The organism is Emticicia sp. MM (assembly GCF_001649495.1).
The window spans coordinates 1-20,239 of sequence record NZ_LXHX01000057.1; the positions used below are offsets into that span (position 1 = coordinate 1).

15 protein-coding genes and 1 pseudogene are annotated in these 20,239 nt (G+C 33.4%); 4 read left to right on the forward strand and 12 right to left on the reverse strand.

Annotated elements, in window-relative coordinates; all coding sequences use genetic code 11:
* Positions 1–195: 195 nt before the first annotated feature.
* The 12 genes from A6M55_RS07420 to A6M55_RS07475 all read right to left on the reverse strand — a co-directional run bounded on the left by A6M55_RS07420 (position 196) and on the right by A6M55_RS07475 (position 15,818).
* Positions 196–984, reverse strand: coding sequence for a PhzF family phenazine biosynthesis protein (locus A6M55_RS07420; RefSeq protein ID WP_064197104.1), 789 nt, complete (start codon positions 982–984; stop codon positions 196–198).
* 22 nt (positions 985–1,006) lie between these two features.
* Positions 1,007–1,729 carry a gliding motility-associated ABC transporter permease subunit GldF gene (gene gldF / locus A6M55_RS07425; protein ID WP_064197105.1) on the reverse strand — a complete coding sequence of 241 codons (723 nt, stop codon included), beginning with the start codon at positions 1,727–1,729 and terminating at the stop codon, positions 1,007–1,009.
* A 29-nt stretch (positions 1,730–1,758) separates the two neighbouring features.
* Entirely contained in the window at positions 1,759–2,274 is a 516-nt protein-coding gene (locus A6M55_RS07430; protein WP_015030724.1) for a DUF4199 domain-containing protein, read from the reverse strand.
* Positions 2,275–2,318: 44 nt separating this feature from the next.
* Positions 2,319–2,864, reverse strand: a complete 546-nt coding sequence (locus tag A6M55_RS07435) for a DUF4199 domain-containing protein (RefSeq protein ID WP_015030725.1) — start codon at positions 2,862–2,864, stop codon at positions 2,319–2,321.
* A complete protein-coding gene (locus A6M55_RS07440; protein ID WP_064197110.1) occupies positions 2,851–4,143 on the reverse strand; it encodes a dihydroorotase family protein in 1,293 nt (430 codons plus the stop codon). The genes A6M55_RS07435 and A6M55_RS07440 overlap by 14 nt, the downstream gene beginning before the upstream one ends.
* Positions 4,144–4,256: 113 nt before the next feature.
* A complete protein-coding gene (gcvH, locus tag A6M55_RS07445) occupies positions 4,257–4,634 on the reverse strand; it encodes a glycine cleavage system protein GcvH (RefSeq protein ID WP_015030727.1) in 378 nt (125 codons plus the stop codon).
* Between the two features lie 124 nt (positions 4,635–4,758).
* On the reverse strand, positions 4,759–11,919 hold the full coding sequence (gene sprA, locus A6M55_RS07450) for a cell surface protein SprA (protein WP_229235489.1): 7,161 nt from the start codon (positions 11,917–11,919) through the stop codon (positions 4,759–4,761).
* Positions 11,920–12,142: 223 nt separating this feature from the next.
* Positions 12,143–12,736, reverse strand: a complete 594-nt coding sequence (gene ruvA / locus A6M55_RS07455) for a Holliday junction branch migration protein RuvA (RefSeq protein WP_064197107.1) — start codon at positions 12,734–12,736, stop codon at positions 12,143–12,145.
* Positions 12,737–12,769: 33 nt separating this feature from the next.
* Entirely contained in the window at positions 12,770–13,321 is a 552-nt protein-coding gene (locus tag A6M55_RS07460) for a hypothetical protein (protein ID WP_015030730.1), read from the reverse strand.
* Between the two features lie 150 nt (positions 13,322–13,471).
* Positions 13,472–13,924: a DUF3299 domain-containing protein gene (locus A6M55_RS07465; RefSeq protein ID WP_015030731.1), complete on the reverse strand. Its 453-nt coding sequence runs from the start codon at positions 13,922–13,924 to the stop codon at positions 13,472–13,474.
* Positions 13,925–13,964: 40 nt separating this feature from the next.
* Positions 13,965–15,164: an ABC transporter permease gene (locus A6M55_RS07470; RefSeq protein ID WP_015030732.1), complete on the reverse strand. Its 1,200-nt coding sequence runs from the start codon at positions 15,162–15,164 to the stop codon at positions 13,965–13,967.
* A gap of 27 nt (positions 15,165–15,191) precedes the next feature.
* Positions 15,192–15,818, reverse strand: coding sequence for an ABC transporter ATP-binding protein (locus tag A6M55_RS07475; RefSeq protein WP_064197108.1), 627 nt, complete (start codon positions 15,816–15,818; stop codon positions 15,192–15,194).
* Between the two features lie 219 nt (positions 15,819–16,037).
* On the opposite strand from A6M55_RS07475, the gene A6M55_RS07480 reads away from it, so the two are divergent.
* From A6M55_RS07480 to A6M55_RS07495, 4 genes and pseudogenes are all read left to right on the forward strand, one after another.
* Positions 16,038–16,673, forward strand: coding sequence for a peroxiredoxin (locus tag A6M55_RS07480; protein ID WP_015030734.1), 636 nt, complete (start codon positions 16,038–16,040; stop codon positions 16,671–16,673).
* Positions 16,674–16,847: 174 nt separating this feature from the next.
* Complete coding sequence (locus tag A6M55_RS07485; protein WP_082892949.1) at positions 16,848–17,651, forward strand: glycoside hydrolase family 25 protein; 804 nt, start codon at positions 16,848–16,850, stop codon at positions 17,649–17,651.
* Positions 17,652–17,742: 91 nt separating this feature from the next.
* Positions 17,743–19,389 (forward strand): glucose-6-phosphate isomerase, encoded by a 1,647-nt coding sequence (pgi, locus tag A6M55_RS07490; RefSeq protein WP_064197109.1) that lies wholly within the window; start codon positions 17,743–17,745, stop codon positions 19,387–19,389.
* Positions 19,390–19,809: 420 nt separating this feature from the next.
* A pseudogene (locus tag A6M55_RS07495) lies at positions 19,810–20,239 on the forward strand (hypothetical protein); the annotation flags it as partial.

Sequence of the window (20,239 nt, forward strand, 5' to 3'; positions counted from 1 at the left end):
TATTCGCTGATGCTTGGGGTATTGAGTTTACAGCGTTTTTGTGAAGAATTATATTAAAATCTACTTTTAAAGAATGCAAAGGTACAAAATCGAAGTAGGGGGTGTCAAGTGTTTTAATATAAATGTTTTATGAGAATTATCAAAAAAAATATTAAAAAAAATGAGACTCAGTATTATGAATCTCATTTTTGTATTTTAAATAGTGATTTTTCCTTTTAAATAGAGTCTTGCTTTACCTGCCATCAAAACCCTATCATTGACCAATTTACATTTTAAATAACCTTTACGCTCTGAAATTTGCTCGGCATTGAGTTCGGTTTTTCCTAATATATTCGCCCAGTAAGGTACCAGCTTCGTATGTGCAGAACCCGTAACTGGGTCTTCATCAATACCTGCACCTGGACCAAAAAATCTTGAGACGAAGTCGATTTTTTTAGATTTTGCTTTTGCGGTAACTATAATTCCCCTTGCTTGAATGTTTTTCAAAGCACTAAAATTGGGGTTTATTTCTTCAATATCTTTCTGAGAATTATAAATTAATAAGTAGTCATCGGATGCTCGATAGATTTCTTTGGGTGTTTTTCCCAATGATTCAATCAGCCCTTCTGGTGCAGCGGCAGGTTTGGTTTCTTGAACTGGAAAATCTAGTTCAAGCCATTTCCCATCTTTACGAACTTTTAATACTCCACTTTTCGAGCCAAAATTGATTATATCCTTTGAATATTTGAGTACATTAAAAATAACATAAGCTGTTGCTAAAGTGGCATGTCCACAGAGATTGACTTCAATGGCTGGCGTAAACCATCTGATATCAAATCCATCATTGGTATGAACAAAGAAAGCAGTCTCTGAAAGGTTATTTTCTAAGGCAATTTTTTGCATGACTTCATCAGATAACCATTCTTTTAGTGGTACAACTGCTGCTGGATTTCCACCAAATAGTTTATCTGAAAAAGCATCAACTTGGTAAATTGGTAATTGCATTGATGAAGTATTTTTGAATATTCTAGTTTTTTTTCAAGCTTATGTTTTGTTTACTCAAATAAAGCATCAAAAATATGATACTTAACAAGTAAATAATATTTTTTGAGTCAATTAAGCCTCTTCCAAGAGCATCATAATGATATGAAAGACTCAAAAAATTAATAAAATATTGGGTTGTTCCTGTGAAAACATTGGCTAATTGTTGAATTCCATCATAAATAATATAGCAAAACAAAGCACCAATGATAAATGCAATGATTTGATTATCAGTTATTGAAGATGACCATAAGCCAATACTTGCAAATGTTGCTCCTAGTAAAAGTAAGCCTAGGTAAGAGCCACTAACCGCAGCAGAATCAATGTTTCCTTTTGGACTTCCTAATTGATAAATTGAGTAATAATAAAGTAGGGTTGGGAGTAAGGCAATTGCAATGAGTAAAAAACTCGCTAAAAACTTTCCTATGATTATTTGCCACTCGCTCAAGGGTTTGGTAAATAATAACTCAATCGTTCCGGTTTTGTATTCTTCTGATAAAGACCTCATAGTAATGGCAGGAATCAGAAAAATAAAAATAAATGGTGTTAACTGAAAGAAATTATTCAAATCGGCATAGCCATAATCAAGTACATTTGAGTCAAAGAACCAAGTAAATAAGCCCACAATGACTAAAAAAACACCGATTACTATATAAGCAACTAATGAATTGAGAAAGCTATAAAGTTCTTTTTTTAATATTGAAAGCATCTTAAAATCCTTATTTTATTTTCACATAATTAGAAATCAATCTCAGGTTTTGAGTTTTTGACAATTGCTGACACCACTAACGAAAAAACAAACCCAAAAAGTACATATCCAATTACTGAGAAAATAAATGTTAAACCTGGCGTTGCAAATCTTGAAGCTATTTCCATAGCTTGGTCAATTTGTGCTTGTGAAAGGCCTTGATTCTCCATTTGCTCAATTTGTAATTCACGCATTTGTTGAATTATGGTTGTATCAATAAATTTTATATATATGTAATTAAACATGGCAGCAATCAAACCACAAACTGTGCTCATTAACGTACCTAAGCCAAGTCCTTCACTAAAATTGAGAAATTTGTCATTTAATGATTTATACTCTCGCAATGACATAATTATTCCAAATAGTAACAATATGAATGGAATCCAAGATAATGCTGGGTTTTTGAAAAATCCTGTAACGTATAATAATACGGTGTATATCATTATCATGATAGCGGTGATAATTCCCCATTTAAGAGCAATTCGAGCTGTTGAAGGTTTTTCCATTTTAGTTCAGAGTTAGGTTAATTTTAAGTAAAGCTAACGAAATCTTATGAAATCGTAAAAGTGTGTCTTCTAAATATTATTGATATAATTGTGATAGCAACTATTACTAATTGTTTTTTTACAACTTCATCTAAAAATACATACAGAGCAGTAGGAACTTCTTTGGCTTGTTGAAGTAAGATTTCATACTCCTGCAAACCAAAATTTTTAACATGTGTTTCTTTAATTTTTTCAATTCCTTTGATATTTTCCTGGACCCAAAGCATTATTGCGTGATTATTCCCATACGGTTTATCAATCAACTGAATGAATATGAAATATACAATTCCTGTGATTAGAGCGGCAATAAGATTTGTCATGAATCCAACCGAAAAACCTTCAGTGAATGTCAATACTCCTAAGTTATTTGCCCGATAGACCCAAACCGCTACAATTACAAAAATGATATTGATGCCAAAAGCTGGAATTTTGTATCGACCAAATGGACTTTTATCTAATCCATAATATTGTATGAGGGCAATGATAATACAGACAGCTGCCGCAATTGCACCATACGTTATTGAATACTTTAAAATTTTATTTTTCAACATTGTTGATATGTACTTTATGCTTGTTGATTACAGCAATTGCTTTCCCTTTTAATGTTTTACCAATAAATGGAGAGTTCTTTGCTTTAGATTTTATATCTTTTGTTTGATATTCCCACTCGTGTGTTGGATTAAAGATGGTTAAGTTTGCTTCTTCACCGATATTTACACTAACGGATGGTAATCTTAATAACTTACGTGGATTGCAAGTTATTTTTTCGATGAGTTTTTCAATCGGTAATTGTGAAAATTGATTAAGCGTGGCAAAGGTTGTTTCAAGAGAAATGATACCAAAATCGGCCATATCAAATTCAAGGTTTTTCGATTCTTCATCTTGTGGATTATGGTCTGAAACAACAGCATCTATTGTACCATCTGCTAGTCCAACTTTTAAAGCCTCAATATCATCTTGGGTTCTAAATGGTGGGTTTACCTTAAGATTTGTGTCAAAAGTATGTAAATCTTTATCAGTAAAAGCTAATTGATGAGCGGCAATATCACAGCTTACGGGAAGTCCTTTTTGTTTAGCTTCTCTGATTAATGCTACTCCTTCTTTAGTTGAAATAGTTTGGAAATGCAGACAACTTTTATCTTTCTTTGAATCACCCAAATAATATTCTAAAAGTTTCAAATCACGCATAAGCATCAACTCTTCAGCGGTAGAAGGGATTCCTTTCATACCTAAAATCGTACTTTCAATACCTTCATGCATTTGTCCGAAAATAGTCATTGAAGGTTCTTCCGGACGATTCATTAAAAGAGCGTCAATTGGAGCTAAATATTGTAAGGTTTTTAAAAGAATATCAGCATTCCAAAGTGTATGGTCTCCATCTGTAAAAGCAACTGCTCCTGCATGATAAATGTCTAACATTTCGGTAAAATCTTTTCCTTCACAATTTTTAGTAACAGCCCCAGTTGGATGAATATTTAAGATTTGTGACGCAGCAAAGTTTTTTACGTAGGCAATCGCCTCTTTGCTTTGTACTACGGGTTTAGTATTGGGGAGGGTAACAATTTCAGTAAAACCGCCTGCTAGAGCTGCATTAGTTAAAGTGTTTAAATCTTCTTTTGATTCATAACCGGGGTCTTTGGGTGAAACTCTGAGGTCAAACCATCCAGCCGAAACATGCAAATTTTCTCCGCTGATAGTTTTTGTATCTTCAGCAGTTATATTTTCTGCAATTTCTCTGATAATTCCATCAACAACCAAAATATCTTGAGTCGTCCCATTATATTTTGATGATTTATCAATAATTTTTACTGATTTTAATAAAATTTTCATGTTAAATTTTATTGTTTCGCTCAAACGTAATGTATGATTGAGATTAAATTTCAAAAAAAATGCCCTCATTAGGGCATTTTCTATAATATTATCGAGCCATAGCAACCATCGGATTAGATACTTGCTTGGTAAGTAGTGGCATCCATTAATGCTTCAACATCGGCAAGGTTTTCAACCTCAACTTTCACCATCCAACCATCACCATATGGGTCTGAATTGACTAATTCTGGTGAATTTGCTAATGCTGGATTTACTTCAAGAATTTTTCCAGCAACTGGTAGGAAAAGATCTGATACAGTTTTTACTGCTTCAACAGTTCCAAAAATTTCGTTTGCTGCTAATGTTTGTCCAGCAGTTTCAATTTCTACAAATACAATATCGCCCAATTCGCTCTGAGCAAAATCTGTAATTCCAATTACCGCAACATTCCCTTCGGTAATTCTAATCCATTCGTGTTCGCTTGTGTAGCGTAGGTCAGCAGGAAAATTCATTATTGATGAAAGTTTTAAAATTTGACTGCAAGTTACAGCAAATGTTGGAAAACTGAAAATGTAGATTAAAAACTTTTGAAATCAGAAATAGAAAAGGCAAATCATTTGATTTGCCTTTTCTATTTTATTCAGATAAACTAAACCTAACATTTAGTCCTCCTGTTGTAGTTGTTCTAGGATAAGAGAAGTTCGTTACAAAAGGTCGATTAACCAAATGGTCTATGTAAAAGTTCATCAAGATTCTTTTGTTGATTTGATAAGAAATTCTTGGACCCACCTGAAAATTATAATTTCCTTGTGTTGGTTGTGGGTCGCCATCTAACCTCCTCTGGATTCCTTTAATATCTCTCAAAGTCAAGTTGAATTGTAAATTCAAATCATTTTTAAGAGTAATAATTTTTCCGTCTCTACCACGTAAAGGCAATTTGACATTATTTTTCTTAAATCCGAAGTTAAATACAAAATCATCACTTGAATATTCAGCAATTTGCGAGTTGGATAAATTCAAAGATGCTCTTCTTTCTTTATTATACTCAAATTTTCCAGAAATTTTGCTTTTAGTTACAAATTGCACACCAATAAATGGAGCAAATTTTTCATCAATTGTAATGGTACTCATCACAAATACTGGAATAAACTGGCCAAGTGAATTGAGCATATCCGATGAAGGTAAAGGATAACCTTTTTGTGCTAAGTTGATAGCAATATTGGTCTTATTGTATTCAAGAGATGATGTGAAATTACCAACATTAAAGTTTGATGTATAGCTATGATTGATGGTAATTGAACTAAATATTCTCTTGAATGGCTCTAAATTGGCTAAGCCACTGTAATCAATACGCCAGTTTGGAAGAGGTAAATTGATTCGTCTATTATTTGGATTAAATGGGTTAAATCCAATTCTTGCACGGTCTGCTTTTCCACTGTAAGCGGCGAAGAAAGCAGGAATTAAAATATCTTGAGAGTTTTTACTATATTGTTCTACTCCAATTGATTGTTGATTTTCAATCATTTGGTTGCGATATTTAAGCATATTGTCAAATACTTGATATTGGTAATTGCTACCACTATCAGTACTCATCCTTTGGAAAGCAGTGCGGAAACCCCAGAATGACATCCCGAAATTACCATTTCTAACAGGACTTTTAGCACTATATCCACCCCCAGCATCTGCGGTATAATATTCTTGATAGGTATCTCCACGGCTCATGTTACCACTAATTTGAATTCTCAAATCTTTGTTTGGTTCAAGTGTTGTTCGGTAACTAAATTTAATTTGTCGGGTTTGCGTAAACGGTTGAGTTTGGGCAGTAGTTTTTGAAAGCCAGCCATTATTGGCCGCCTTTATTTGAAAATTCGGGTCTTGTTGACCCATTACAAAACCCAATCCAGGTGCATTATCACTACTAAATGACGTCAAACCAAAGAACCTAGGAGCAGGCATAAAACCAGGCAAAATAGACGTTTCGGTAATTGAATAATCGTAGTCAATGCCTCTTACTGTCATCAATAGACGAGTAAAGCTTTTGGCTAAATTACTTGACTGAACTTCAATATTTTCATCGTCGCCAGGGTTTCTTGTAAACCTTTTCTTCGGAGGAGTAGGGCTATTGGCGAATCGTAGATATTTTGCTTTGTTATACAGTTTCACAAAGTCAACTTTTCCTCTGACCCCTCTGTCTCTTCCATTTCTTATGGTATTTCCAAATGGAATATTAAATTCATCAAGAATATTTAAAGAAACAGCCTGATAATTAAATTGATTATTATACTTGGCATCAGCTGTAATCCAGTCTAATAAGAAAAACTTATCGAGAGGTAAACGATAGGTAAATCTCATTTCCTGACTAAAGTTCTTCGCACGCCCTAATCTCCTTAAATTCGTCAAAAGTGAATCAATTTTCTTTTGAGTATTCAAATCACCTTGAGGTTCGTCTATAATAGCATTCATAGATGCTGAATAATTCAAGAGAATACTTTTGGTTAAATTCCATTGTAAATCATAAAAACGATTCATTAAAAAGTATTTCTCATACATTGGAATAATTCCAGTGGTAGTTAAGTCAGAATTTCGAAGTTGAGTTTTTGCAAAACTTCTATCAAAGTCGGCTCTAAAAGCAACAACTGTTGGTAAAGGGGAAAAATTGAAGTCTTTTAGCCAATAGAACAATGGTCTTTCAAGGGATTTATTTGCTTTAAAAGGCTCCCAGTTGATTTGTTTGGGTTGGAATTGATAGCTAAGTCCTCCTTTATATTGATTCAAAGCATATTCATCAATTAAAATATTACTTCTATTGATGTTATTTTGGGCATAAGTAAACGTGAAATTTTCGATATCATATAAATGAGATTTTGCACCTTCTTTAGTTTTGATTTTTCTAACATTCGAGAAGTTAAATCCTCTTCTTGTATTCTCATCAACTACTAATCTTCTGTATCTTTCTCTTTCTGCCGGATTAGAAATATTTGCCAAGGCCATCTCTAAGGTCATGTCAGGGTCGAGAGGATTGAAATGAGGAGTAATGGTTTGTTTATCAAAATTGATAAAAAAAGGTATTTTTAAACCCCATTTTTCTGGTAATAATTTATCTAATTCAATATTTGAGGCAATACCAATACCTTTGCCAGTATCTCTTGCACGTTCAGAGATTTTATCTTGTACACCTCCATAGCCGAATCCTTTATAGTTGCCATTAATAGTGACAGTTGCGATATCAGCTAGTTTGATATTGGCAGCTAGAAGGGCAGCATCTCCTGAATTTTGGTCGAATCCATAAGCACGCAATTCATTCATCCAAACTAAAAATGTATTAGGGGCTTCATCGACAGATTTTGAGTTTCTTACACCCAACATGATGGTTAACACTGTACTTAAGTCAGGATTTCCCATAACCGAAATCTTAAACTTATTATCTTCGGTAGCTTTTGAATACAAAACTGAAAGATTCTTTGCCACACGGTTTCTTTCTGCTTTTAAAGCCACTAACTCTTTCAAGTCAATATCAATGGCATTTTCATCAGGCCAAATAATGGTTTCATTAGTTGAGCCTTTAGGAGTCATTTTTAGTTGTGGAATTTCTATTTCATAGTAATTCTCAGTATTATCGGTACCAATTCTAATAAACGCACCACCCACTTCTTTATCATTATTGGCATCATTTTCGGCATGAATAAACATTCTCAATCTTTTATAATTGAGCATATCTACTCTTGTATTTCTAAAAACAGCTCTTGAATCTCCATCTCTAAGGTTAGTTACACCCAAAGAAAGTGATTGTTCGTTGAATCTAATATTGAATTGTTGTTGCGTCACATCTTGGTCACGAATAAACCCTGGCGGTACTACGTATGGTGTTTTTCCTTCTTTCACATTACAGTTTTGACCATCATCTGAGCAACCATTTTCTTCAATACTAACTACACCTACTTTGAACTTAGCATCGTATGGTTCGGGTACCTCAGTTAATCCTGCATTACTCAGATTTTTATCATACACACGGTATTGATTAGATTCTAATTGTAAAGAAGCAAATCTAAGCACAACAGGTTGTTCGAAATCTGTCAAAACAGTACGCATAAATCGAATGGATTTAAAACCATTGATATCGCCATACTTACGAGTAAATTGCTTTACTGGAATTCTGAATAAATACCAAGTCGCTTCAGTTCCTGGAACATTTACTTTGTCAACAATAAAACCTTGTCCAACATCCATCTTGTTTGGACGCAAATCTATTTCGTACTCATAATAATTTTCAACATCATTAATGGTATTATCTGCATTGATATCTTCTTTGTCTGGGGTTACAGAGTTTGCAGGTGTCGCTGTATTAGAGTTTTGATTTTGGTTTTGAGGCGAATTATTTTCAACACCTAAATAGTTTTTAAATCTTTGAAGAAGGTTTTTCTTTTGCTCATCATAATCAGCGTCTATGAAAAACTTGAAATCATCACCCGATGGGTCTTTAGCAATTTCATTAAAAGTGTTGGAGTTTACTTTTCCTTTGATGTCATCTAAAAACCTTTTGATGTGAGGAAATTCCCTTTCTTCTGCATTGCTCAAACCGTCTAAACCCACATCTTGTTTTTCACGTGAACCTGATTGGTTATCAAAGGCATCGGTTAAAAATTGGACACTCGGAGCCTTCCCCCAACGAGTTGTTATTGGGGTTGATGCTGAGCTACCATTGGGAAGTAAGCCATTTTCAAAGTTATTTCTACTATCTGGAATAAAATCTTCAGAAATATCTCCTAAATGGAAAAGTAATTTACCACCTGTTGTATTTTTCTTATTTCCATTAGGGGAACCATCTCTTACAACATCAACAAATGGATTTAACATCCAAAATGTAAGATACTCTGTATTGGCATTTTCGAAGTCATTATCGGCAGTAATTCCACGCATAACCGAGCCAAAATTTTCTTTTGGATTGGCTAAATATCCATTATTATCTAGGTTTGCATTATAATTGTAGAGCCCTCTTTCTGATGGGAAATAGCTGATATCAAGAATGTTGAGCGGAATTGATGAATTAAATGCTGGTAATGAACGTCCAGTAAATATTTGATTTGGGGTAAAGGCTTTTTCGTATAAATTATTACTAGCTTCAGTAGTCACATATTCAGGTAAAGCCCCCGAACCAAACCCACCACTAAAATATGTAGTTTGGTCAACCGTATAAACTGACATTTTGGCTCTACGATAATTATAATCGTAACTTGTAGCACTTCCTTGAAATCTTTCTGGGGTTGAACCCGGACGCCAACGTGTAGGCTGACGTGTTAAATCATTAATATTTCGAGTTGATTCAAAATCATCAATCATGGCATTGCCACCAATTCGCTTGTCGTTAACTGCAGGAATAAGTTTTGCATATTCGGCTGTCAATTGAATGGATGACATCTCTTTCGTTTGAATCAAAGGCAACGCATCGAGCATCCTTGTAATGAAACGGGAATCTTTTCTTAAATTCAAGTCAACTCCCAAGATAGTATTATTGACAGGTTCTTGTCCAATCGCCACCCTTGTCAAAAACCCTGGAGTACTTTCTCGAAGGGTCATAGCTGTGGCCCCGATATGAATGTCTTTACTTAGATTATAATCCAACCTCGTTCCAAGCATAATTCTACGCTGAGTGTTAAACAAATCAGGCTTTTCCCATTCAATTCGAATTTGGCGAGACGAATTCAATATACTTTGGTTGATGATTCTGATTTTTCCGAGTTGTGGTTCAACTGTATAATCAACACCCTCTTGTAGCTGTACTCCTCCAGCATAAATTCTAACTGATTGGCCTGATGCTCCCAGCGGCAATGAGATTTCTGAAGCATTACTTGCTTGAAGACTTCCTCTAATAAAAAACTTATTTTTAGTCGTAACTTGTTGAGCATCAGTCATTGTGGTTCGATAAAGCTCATTGAAAACATACTTGTCTTTCAAGGATTGCTCATCTAAATCAAATTTGGCTGCAAGTGTACTACCAAATGGTTCGAGCACAGGAAAAATTAATTTCCCCATTTTTGTATCAATCGTGATGTCTTCAACAAAGTCAAAATTACCATCACCATCAGGAAGTTGTGGGTCATTATTAGGATTCAATCTGTCCAGATTCATTATCCTAATTAGAGGAATATTTTGAAGTTTACGCCCTTCTTGTAAATTTGGCGTATCCATTCCAGTACGGTCATCTTTATAAATGATTCTTAGTTGAAAACCTTGTTTTCCAATACCCGGAGTTCCTAATGAATATATATTTTTCATCATTAAATTCCACATAGGACTATTTGTACGATTACGAATAGTTGAGGATTTAATGAGTTTTAAAACGATAACTTCATCTTCTCTGCGAGAAGAATAATCTTCGGTTAGCTCTCCAACTTTATAGGTTCTTCCATTGTAGGTATATTCGTAGGCAACTGCTAAAATCTCATCGTTTCTAAGTGGAGTAACTAATGAAATATAGCCTAATTCTGAATTATACTTGAACTCTCTTTCTGTCAATCTTTTCGCTCCACGAAGTACTTCATAATCAATTCCTTTTTTTAAACCCATATTAGCAAGCGTTCCTGTACTATCATCGACTCTTCTAAAATTCGGATTTTTATTTAGCTTGTCATAAAGTGGCGTAGCATCATTTCCAATTACATTATATTTTCCGTTTGCATCAGGTAATTCACCTAAATCCGTAAAAGCAGTGAGGTTTCGCATGCTTTCGATAGAATTGGTGCGATTGGTTACATAAACTTCCAAGCGGGTTATTTTTACACCTGAAAGTACTAATGGTAAGTTTCTGAGTGATTTCTCGTAATTATCTCTAAAAAATTGTCCAATGAAGAAGTGCCTGTTTTCGTCATAATAATCAGAACGGATTTCAAATGTTCTATTCTGAGTGCCACCATTGAGCACAATTGATTCGGTTCTAGAACGTTGTTGAGCAACAACCGCCGTAATATCAAGTTTTCCTAATTTAAACCCTGCTTTTACACCCATTAGGTTCTGAACTCCGGGAATTAATTGACTCTTAACAGGCATACTTATATTACCGCCTTCAACTTTCTGAAGAATGTCTTCTGGTTGATTTTTGAAATTTAATTTTAACTGATTTTCAAAATTAAAGGCTGCTTTGGTATCTAAATTTGTTAGTACCCCTAATTTATCCCCAATTTTGCCATTAAAATTGATATTAATTTGCTCATTGAAATTGAAAAGTGTTTGCTTTCGTTGAATGAGAGGCAAAAAAGGATTATCAATAAATTGTCTGATTAGTTGAAAATCAAGTGTTACAAATCCATTTGGTTTTAAATCGGGCAAACTTCCACCAAAAATTCTGTCAACTACTGGGTTTTTCTCAAGTAATGGTCTTAAACCACGACCACTAACTGCACTTTTTCCATCTTGTAGATTTTCAAAATCTCGTAAAATACTTCTTCTAACATTTGCATTTTGAATACTTGAATACTCATTGAATGTAAGTGTTTGAGGAATTTTGTAATCAAGCTTTTTTCCTACTTTTTCAGTGATTGAAATTTCCTTTGAATTAGGAGAAAGACTAAAATCAGTTATGACGTTTTTGGGGTCTCTTTGATAAAAAGGTGATTGTGGAATTTTAGCGGCATAACGGTTCAAATAACGGTCTTGCCAACGATAATTCGGTTTGCTTCCTGAACGTACAATTGCAGTATCAAGCACAGGAACAGCAAGCGAGTCGGCATTGCTTTTTTCAATAGAAGTATTAATTTTTTTACGATTTTGAGCTTGTGTAGTTTGTACACATAGAAGGCTCAAGAAATAAAAAAATAGTATGAAAGTAACACAATTTAATTTTAATAGCTGTCTGAACATACAGTATTTAGGAAAATTCAATAGGAGTATCATTGACTAAACGACTAAAACCTTGCCAATAGTCTACGATAATAGTAAAATTAGTATGTTTTTTTAGTATAAAGAATTTGAAGTACCGTTTAATAAACCTCAATTGCAAAATTTTGACTTACTATTGATTGATTGATCATCGAAGAGCCAATTTTATAAGTTGCTCAACAGTAATATCATTTCCTTCACGTTTCAGAATTGCATCAATACTTTTTTCTGCAGTTGCTCTAGGAATACCAAGCATAACTAAGGCTGCCAACGATTCACTCCGAATTTTAGCATTGGCTGGCTCAAAAATACTTGGCGTAATGTTGTTTACCAAATTGTCTTTCTTGAGTTTATCTTTCAATTCGATAATGGCTCTTTGAGCGGTTTTCAAACCTATTCCCTTAATACTTTGAATAGTTTTTACATCTTCACTTACAATGGCGTGTTTAATTTCTCCCGATGAAAGTGAAGAAAGCATTACTAAAGCAGTACTTGGACCAATCCCCGAAACACTTGTTAAGTCTTCAAAAAGTACTTTTTCTTCAGCATCGTGAAATCCAAATAAGGTATGTGAATCTTCACGTACGATGAGTAAGGTATGTAATTTACAGCGTTCTCCAGTGTTATGGAGTGCCGCATAAGTTTGAAGGGATATTTTTACTTGATAACCTACTCCGCCTACATCAATAATAACGTATGAAGGGTCTTTATAAGCCAATTTGCCGTCGAGATATGCAATCATTTTATGGGTATGGGTAATAAGTAATTAAATTGATTACTTAATAACATTCAGTCTTAATCCTGAACTGATTTGTGGATTTAAGAAAAATGGTGAAGGTAAGGCTTCAACATATAAGCCAGCATCAATGAAAAATCCAATCGGTTGATTGGGTAATTTTAGTTCTAAACCAGCTAATCCTGTTGGCCCCAATGATATTTTTTTTGAGCGAATTTCCTGTGGAGGAGTTACATTTCTTGAAAAAAAGTAATGAGTTCGATTATTAATTTGTGCACCGCCTCCATAGTAAACATGAGCCCAACTGCGTCGGAGTATCTCAGAATGCCATAAATAAATACCTTGAACCATTAAACCAGCAGTTCTATATTCTCCGCCATTATAACTTCTTTGGCGATTATAGATAAAACCATAAGTGCCCACATTTACATCAAATGCTTTGTCTCCGTTTTGAAAATATTTTCTTAAATTAAAACCGAGAGGCTCTCCTACACGAAAACCAGCAGCCCAGTTGTAATCATACTGTGCGAAAGTTTGTGAAGATGCACTTAATAGCAAAATTGTAATGATGGCAAAAAGTAGTTTTTTCATTGTATTTTAATATTCAAAATTCAAGATTTTTTCAAAAGTATGAAATACTGTTTACCAAACGAAATCAAAGGTAAAATTATTCAATAAAAAAGCGTTAGATTATACATCTAACGCCCTAAAATTTGTGCAAAAATACACCTATAAAGCATTTTACAAAACTAAATCAGTATTTACTAAGATATAGTTGAGTTCATTAATATCATCGGCATTCAATTTGAGTGTACCTTTTACAGTTACTCTATCATCAGTATTGAATCGCTTAGTTGATTTTTTAAATTTAATTTGTACTACAGACTCTGGGCCCGCTCCTCCACAGAAAAAGCAAGAACTGTATGGATTTGCAGAGAGTACATAGACATTTGCATCAACATCAACAGGAATCATATATCCAGTTAAAACTACTTCTTTATCTTTTAAATTAGTAACTTTTGTTCCAAAAGTAGGGTAGAGGATAAACATCGATTCTTCAGCACTCCATTTCTTTTTGAAGGTTACATCTCTTAATGTTTCCCAAGTAATTTTTGTTGGTTCGTCTGCAAATGTAAATGAGAATAAAGAAACGGCTAAAAGACCTAATATTACTCTTCTTGAAAATGTTTTCATTGTTTTAAAGGTTGATGAAACAAAAATATAAAGTTTTGAATTATTCGCTTGCTAAAGTTTTAGAAATATTAATTCTGTAAATTCCAATTGAAGGTAAAGCTGCGGCAAAAATTCCAACAAATAAAGCCCCAATCAGTAAATAAACCTCACCCGTTTGTAAAGTAAACTGACTCACATCAAAGTGGAATTTTTGACTTAATGCCTTAGAAATAAAGTAAATACCTGTTCTGCTTAAAACGATACCTGCAATAAAACCAAGCAAAGATAAGATAATACCCTCTAATAACAACATTAGAAATAAACGAGTTCTACTTGCCCCCATCGAAAGCATAAGAGCCATTTCGTATTTTCTTTCTTTTAATGAATTATATAAGGAAACAAAAACACTAATGCCAGAAATTAACATAATTACTGCTGCTAAAAACTGCAAACCCTCAATTCCGATACCCAATAATTCAAACAAACGATTCACTTCAATAGCAGGAACGGCTGCTTGTAGCTTTGAATTTTGATTAATATTTCTAGGCATTGTCATCATACCCATTGGAGAACGAAATTTTATAATTGCACTCGTAATTTCTCTTTTTACCGTACTATCAGCTTCGGCTTCGTGCTGTTCTCCTTCTGCATGGTCATGAATACTCCAAACACTATTTAAGCTTGTTAAAATTAAGTTATCAACGACCGAATTATTAAAATCTAATATACCTACAACCTTGTAATTTTTTTCTCCATGTTTTTCGCCTGCTGCATCTAATCCATGCGAGCTTGCGAAGGTATCTCCAATCTTTAATCCGGTATTTTGGGCAGTTTGGGCACCTAACACTACTTCTAAATTTCCTTTGAACATTTTTCCATCAATCAACTGAGTCTTAAAATGTTCAAAATACTTTTTATTAGTTCCTAAAATTCTGTACCCTTGGTAATTATCACCCATTGAAAGGGGAATCATTTCTTTAACCATTGGATTTTGTGCAATATTTTGCACATCATCTAAATAAACATTCCCAGTTGGATTATCAATTTGATAAACAGATGATAATATTAATTGTAAAGGGCTTCCTTTGGCACCTACAACTAAATCTATTCCACTAATATTTTTGGCAAATTTATCTTGTAATTGTTTCCCTAAAAGCATTAATAATGAAATCATTGCAATGCCCAAGGTCATCAACAATACGCACAAAAAACTGTTTAATTTTTTGTCAAGAATATTTTTCCAACTTATTTTTAATAACATTGTTGAATTTTGGTTTTTGATTGAAAACTAAAGTGTGATGATGTTTTTGAAGTTATCTTTAAGTCTTTGGTCGTGCGTAACAATTACCAAGGCTGCACCAATATTTTTTGATTGATTTTCAAGTAATTGAATTACTTTATCGCAGTTTTCATCATCAAGATTCGATGTGGGTTCATCAGCAAGTATCACATCTGGGTTATTCATTAATGCTCTTGCAATACTCACTCTTTGTTGTTCTCCGCCACTCAGTAAATTAGTTTTTTTATCTAATAAATTACTAATACCTAAATTATCGGAAAGTTTTTGTGCTTGCTCAATAGATTGCTTTTGGTCGGCCAAATAATTAGCCAGCAATAAATTATCGAGTACATTAAGTGAGCTTACAAAATGGGGTTTTTGGTAGATAATACCTACATGGTTTGCTCGCATTTGAGTTGCTTCTTTGGGAGTCAGTGAAGCGAGTTCATGTCCATTTATTTTTATTGAACCTTTTGTAGGTTTTAATAAAAGTGCTAATAAATGTAATAAAGTTGTTTTGCCTGTTCCTGATTTCCCAAGTATAAGTAAAGGTTCTCCCTTTTCGCAGCTAAAAGATGGAAAACTGAAAGATTTCTGACTGTCGTATGAAAAACTTAAATCTGTGCAAGTGAGCATTTTTAGTTTGTTTTGTTTCACTACTCCAAAGATATAACATAAGCCTCAATAACTACAAACAGTATCTAAACCAATTCAAAAAAAATATGATAGCGTTAGAAAGCCGTTCGTTTTGCTAAGAAAAAAAAAACTTTAAATTTGTGAACTTAAATAGGTTTACAAACCTTCTCTACTAAAAAAGTAGATTAATATTCTTTTTTAATTAAAACAATCAAAACTATGTCATTGAGATTAGGAGATATCGCACCAGATTTTACCGCAGAAACCACACAGGGTAAAATCAATTTTCATGAATGGTTAGGTAATTCTTGGGGTATGTTGTTTTCGCACCCAGCCGATTTCACGCCCGTATGTACTACTGAGCTTGGCAAAACTGCATTATTAAAAGATGATTTTGCCAAAAGAGGTGTAAAGGTTATCGCGGTTTCGGTAGATGATTTGGATTCTCACAACAAATGGGTTCCAGATATTGAAGAAGTAAACGGCGTGACGGTAAACTTCCCTATCATCGCTGATGCTGATAAGAATGTAGCTACCCTTTATGATATGATTCATCCGAATGCATCAGAAAAAGCAACTGTTCGTTCGGTATTTATTATAGGTCCAGATAAGAAGGTGAAATTGACCTTAACTTATCCAGCATCTACTGGTCGTAATTTTAATGAATTATTAAGAGTAATTGATTCTTTACAGCTTACATCGAATTTCCAAGTTGCTACCCCAGCCGACTGGAAAGATGGTGAAGATACAATTGTTGTACCAGCAGTTTCAACTGAAGACGCAATTGCAAAATTCCCTAAAGGTGTAAATGTTGTGAAGCCTTATTTACGCTATACTCCACAACCTAATAAATAATATTTTATTAGAAATGAATCGAATGTCAATTCATTGTATCTACAATGGATTGACTTTTTTTTTGAATTTAGCAGTTTTCACTCAATTGGGTTTTGATTCAAGTGCTTTTTAAGTACTTTTGCACAATAAAATTTAAATCATCTACATTGATAGGATAATACTGCTATTAAGTAAATGAGAAAGAAAAAAAAAGATAATTTGGGGAGAAGGGTCTTAAATCAAATTTTTTCAATTAGAGGAGTTTATATTTTAATCGTTATTTCTCTTATCACATTATATCCTGTATATGTGAGTGATGGACAAAAGTGGACTTATATTGAAAGCTTTGGAATAAAATTGCCGCTTCGTTATACCATTCATGGAATAGATGTTTCTCATCATAATAATGAAATAGATTGGCACAAAGTGAAGCACAGCACTGACGATAATGTAGAAATAAGTTTTTGCTTTATAAAGGCCACTGAAGGAGAAGATTTAAAAGACCAAGATTTTAGTAAAAATTGGCGAGAAGCCAAAAAAACGGGACTTATTCGTGGAGCGTATCATTTTTATGTACCAAGTGCTAATCCTGTGGAACAAGCTCAGAATTTTATTGAATCCGTAAATTTAAAAGAAGGAGATTTTGTACCTGTACTTGACTTTGAAGTTCAAGGTTCAAGTAAGCGTGTAAGAGCCAAACTTTTTGAAAATGTAAAAACCTTCATCAATCTCATAGAAAACCACTACGGTGTAAAGCCAATAATTTACACTAATGGACATATCTACAGACAATATATTAAAGGAAATTTCGATTCGTATCCACTATGGATTGCTGACTATCAAAGCCAAAAATTAGAAGGTTACTCTGATAGTAAACTAATGTTTTGGCAGCATAGTACCGATGGCACTGTTGATGGAATCAGTGGTAATGTAGATTTTAATGTATTTGTAGCATCAAAGAGTCACTTAGAAGACATTTGTATAAAATCGACTCATTAAATATCAAGAATTAACGCTCGATGAAAGTCGAACTTTAGAGTTTTGATTTCATTAAAGAATTAAATTACTAATTTAAAGTAACAACTAAAGCATGCTTAACTCAATCAATTTTACTCAGACTCCTGCTTTTAAGAAACTCAAAGCTCACCATAAAACAATGAGCAAAAAGCATTTAAAAGAACTTTTTGCGGAAGATAAAAATCGTTTTAAGAAATTTTCTATCAAATTCAATGATATTTTGTTAGACTATTCTAAAAATAATATCAATAAACGAACAATGGCTTATTTAGCTGAATTGGCAAATGAGTGTCAATTAGGAAATGCCATTGAACAAATGTTTACAGGTGAAAAGATTAACCAGACAGAAAATCGCTCAGTATTACATATTGCCTTAAGAAACCGTTCTAATGCCCCCATTTTGGTTGATGGCAAAGATGTGATGCCAGATGTAAATGAGGTTTTAGATAAAATGAAAGAGTTTTCTGGAAAGTTAATTTCAGGCTCTTGGAAAGGTTATACTAATAAATCAATTACCGATATTGTAAATATAGGAATTGGTGGTTCAGATTTGGGGCCAGTTATGGTAACAGAAGCTTTAAAGCCTTATAAGAAAAAGAATATCAATATTCATTTCGTTTCAAATGTAGATGGTACTCACATCGCAGAAACGTTGAAGAAAGTTAATCCTGAAACTACTTTATTCATGATTGCCTCAAAAACTTTCACAACTCAAGAAACAATGGCTAATGCTCATTCTGCACGTAATTGGTTTTTAGCTTCTGCCATTGACCCTGAATTTGTTAAGAAACATTTTGTTGCAATTTCTACCAACCAAAAAGAAGTTGAAAAATTTGGTATTGACCCAGCGAATATGTTTGGTTTTTGGGATTGGGTAGGAGGAAGGTACTCGCTTTGGTCTGCTATTGGTTTATCAATTGCTTGTACAATCGGTTTCGAAAATTTCGAACAATTATTATTAGGTGCCCATGAGATGGATAATCATTTCCGCACAACAAAATTTGATAAGAATATTCCTGTTATTTTAGCACTTTTGGGGGTTTGGTACAATAATTTTTATGGAGCCGAGTCACAGGCAATATTACCATACGACCAATACCTTCATCGTTTTGCCGCTTATTTCCAACAAGGTGATATGGAATCTAATGGTAAGTATATTGATAGAAGTGGCAATAAGGTAAATTATCAAACAGGACCAATTATTTGGGGTGAGCCAGGTACAAATGGCCAACATGCTTTTTACCAGCTAATTCACCAAGGTACTAAATTAATTCCAGCAGATTTTATTGCTCCTGCAGTTTCGCATAATCCACTTGGTGAACATCATAAAATGCTTTTGTCAAACTTTTTTGCTCAAACAGAGGCTTTAATGAATGGAAAAACTCGTGAGGAAGTTGATGCTGAATTAACTGGCAAATCGAAAGAAGAGATTGAAAAAATTGCTCCATTTAAAGTTTTTGAAGGAAATCGTCCAACAAACTCAATATTAGTCAAAAAAGTAACACCAAAAGTGTTGGGAAGCTTAATAGCAATGTACGAACATAAAATTTTTGTACAAGGTATTATTTGGAATGTATTTAGTTTTGACCAGTGGGGGGTTGAATTAGGTAAACAATTAGCGAATAAAATCTATCCAGAATTGACGGAAAATGAAGCAATTGAAAGCCATGATAGTTCAACTAATGCATTGATTAATCAATACAAAAAGTGGAGAAAGTAGTTTTTGATTGATTTGAAATAATTATTCTTTTTAATTTTGAAAGAAATATTAATCATTGCCCTTTAGAAAGACTCCGTTAGTGTTAACTAATAGATATCTATTACTATAAAAATTGACTTTAGTTTAAATATATTTTTTAACTAAAGTCAATTTTTTTTCATTCTAGAATACCTAACAAATTGTTGTTTTCATTTATTTTTGAAAAAATTAAAAATACGAAAATTATGAAAAAAAATATCTTTTATAATTTGGAAATTAAAAACTCAACTCATAACTTTGAATCAAAATAAAGTATGCTTCCCTAATTTGTCAGTATAATAAATACAAACTCGTACCCAAAAAGTAAAAATAGCCACAATCTAATAAGAGAAGTACATCAAAAAACTATGATCTTCTCTGATTAGTATTTGAGAATTAAAGATGGACTTACGTGCTTTCAAATATTCACGAACTCTTTTATTCCTGATGGTTTACTTGGGAAGAGTTTTTTGCTTTGCTCACAATACTCCTGATAATGCCCCAAGTATTCCATACGAGATAAAGTTTGCTAATGTAACTTTCCAACTGACTGAAGTTACTAAATACCTTGTGGAAACAGAATTTGAGAAAATCAGAAATGATAAAATTCAGCTACACCAAAATCTTGATAAGTTTAATCTATTTTTACCTGTTGTAGAACCCATTTTGAAAGAAAGCGAAGTGCCAGTTGACTTCAAGTTTTTAATGGTTTACAACAAATTTCAATCAACAGTTGAAAAAACGACTTTACTAGAGTCAAGTGTTTTTTGGTGCTTAGATAAGGCTAAAGCAAGCGATGTTGATTTACTCGTTAATGAGAGATTAGATGAAA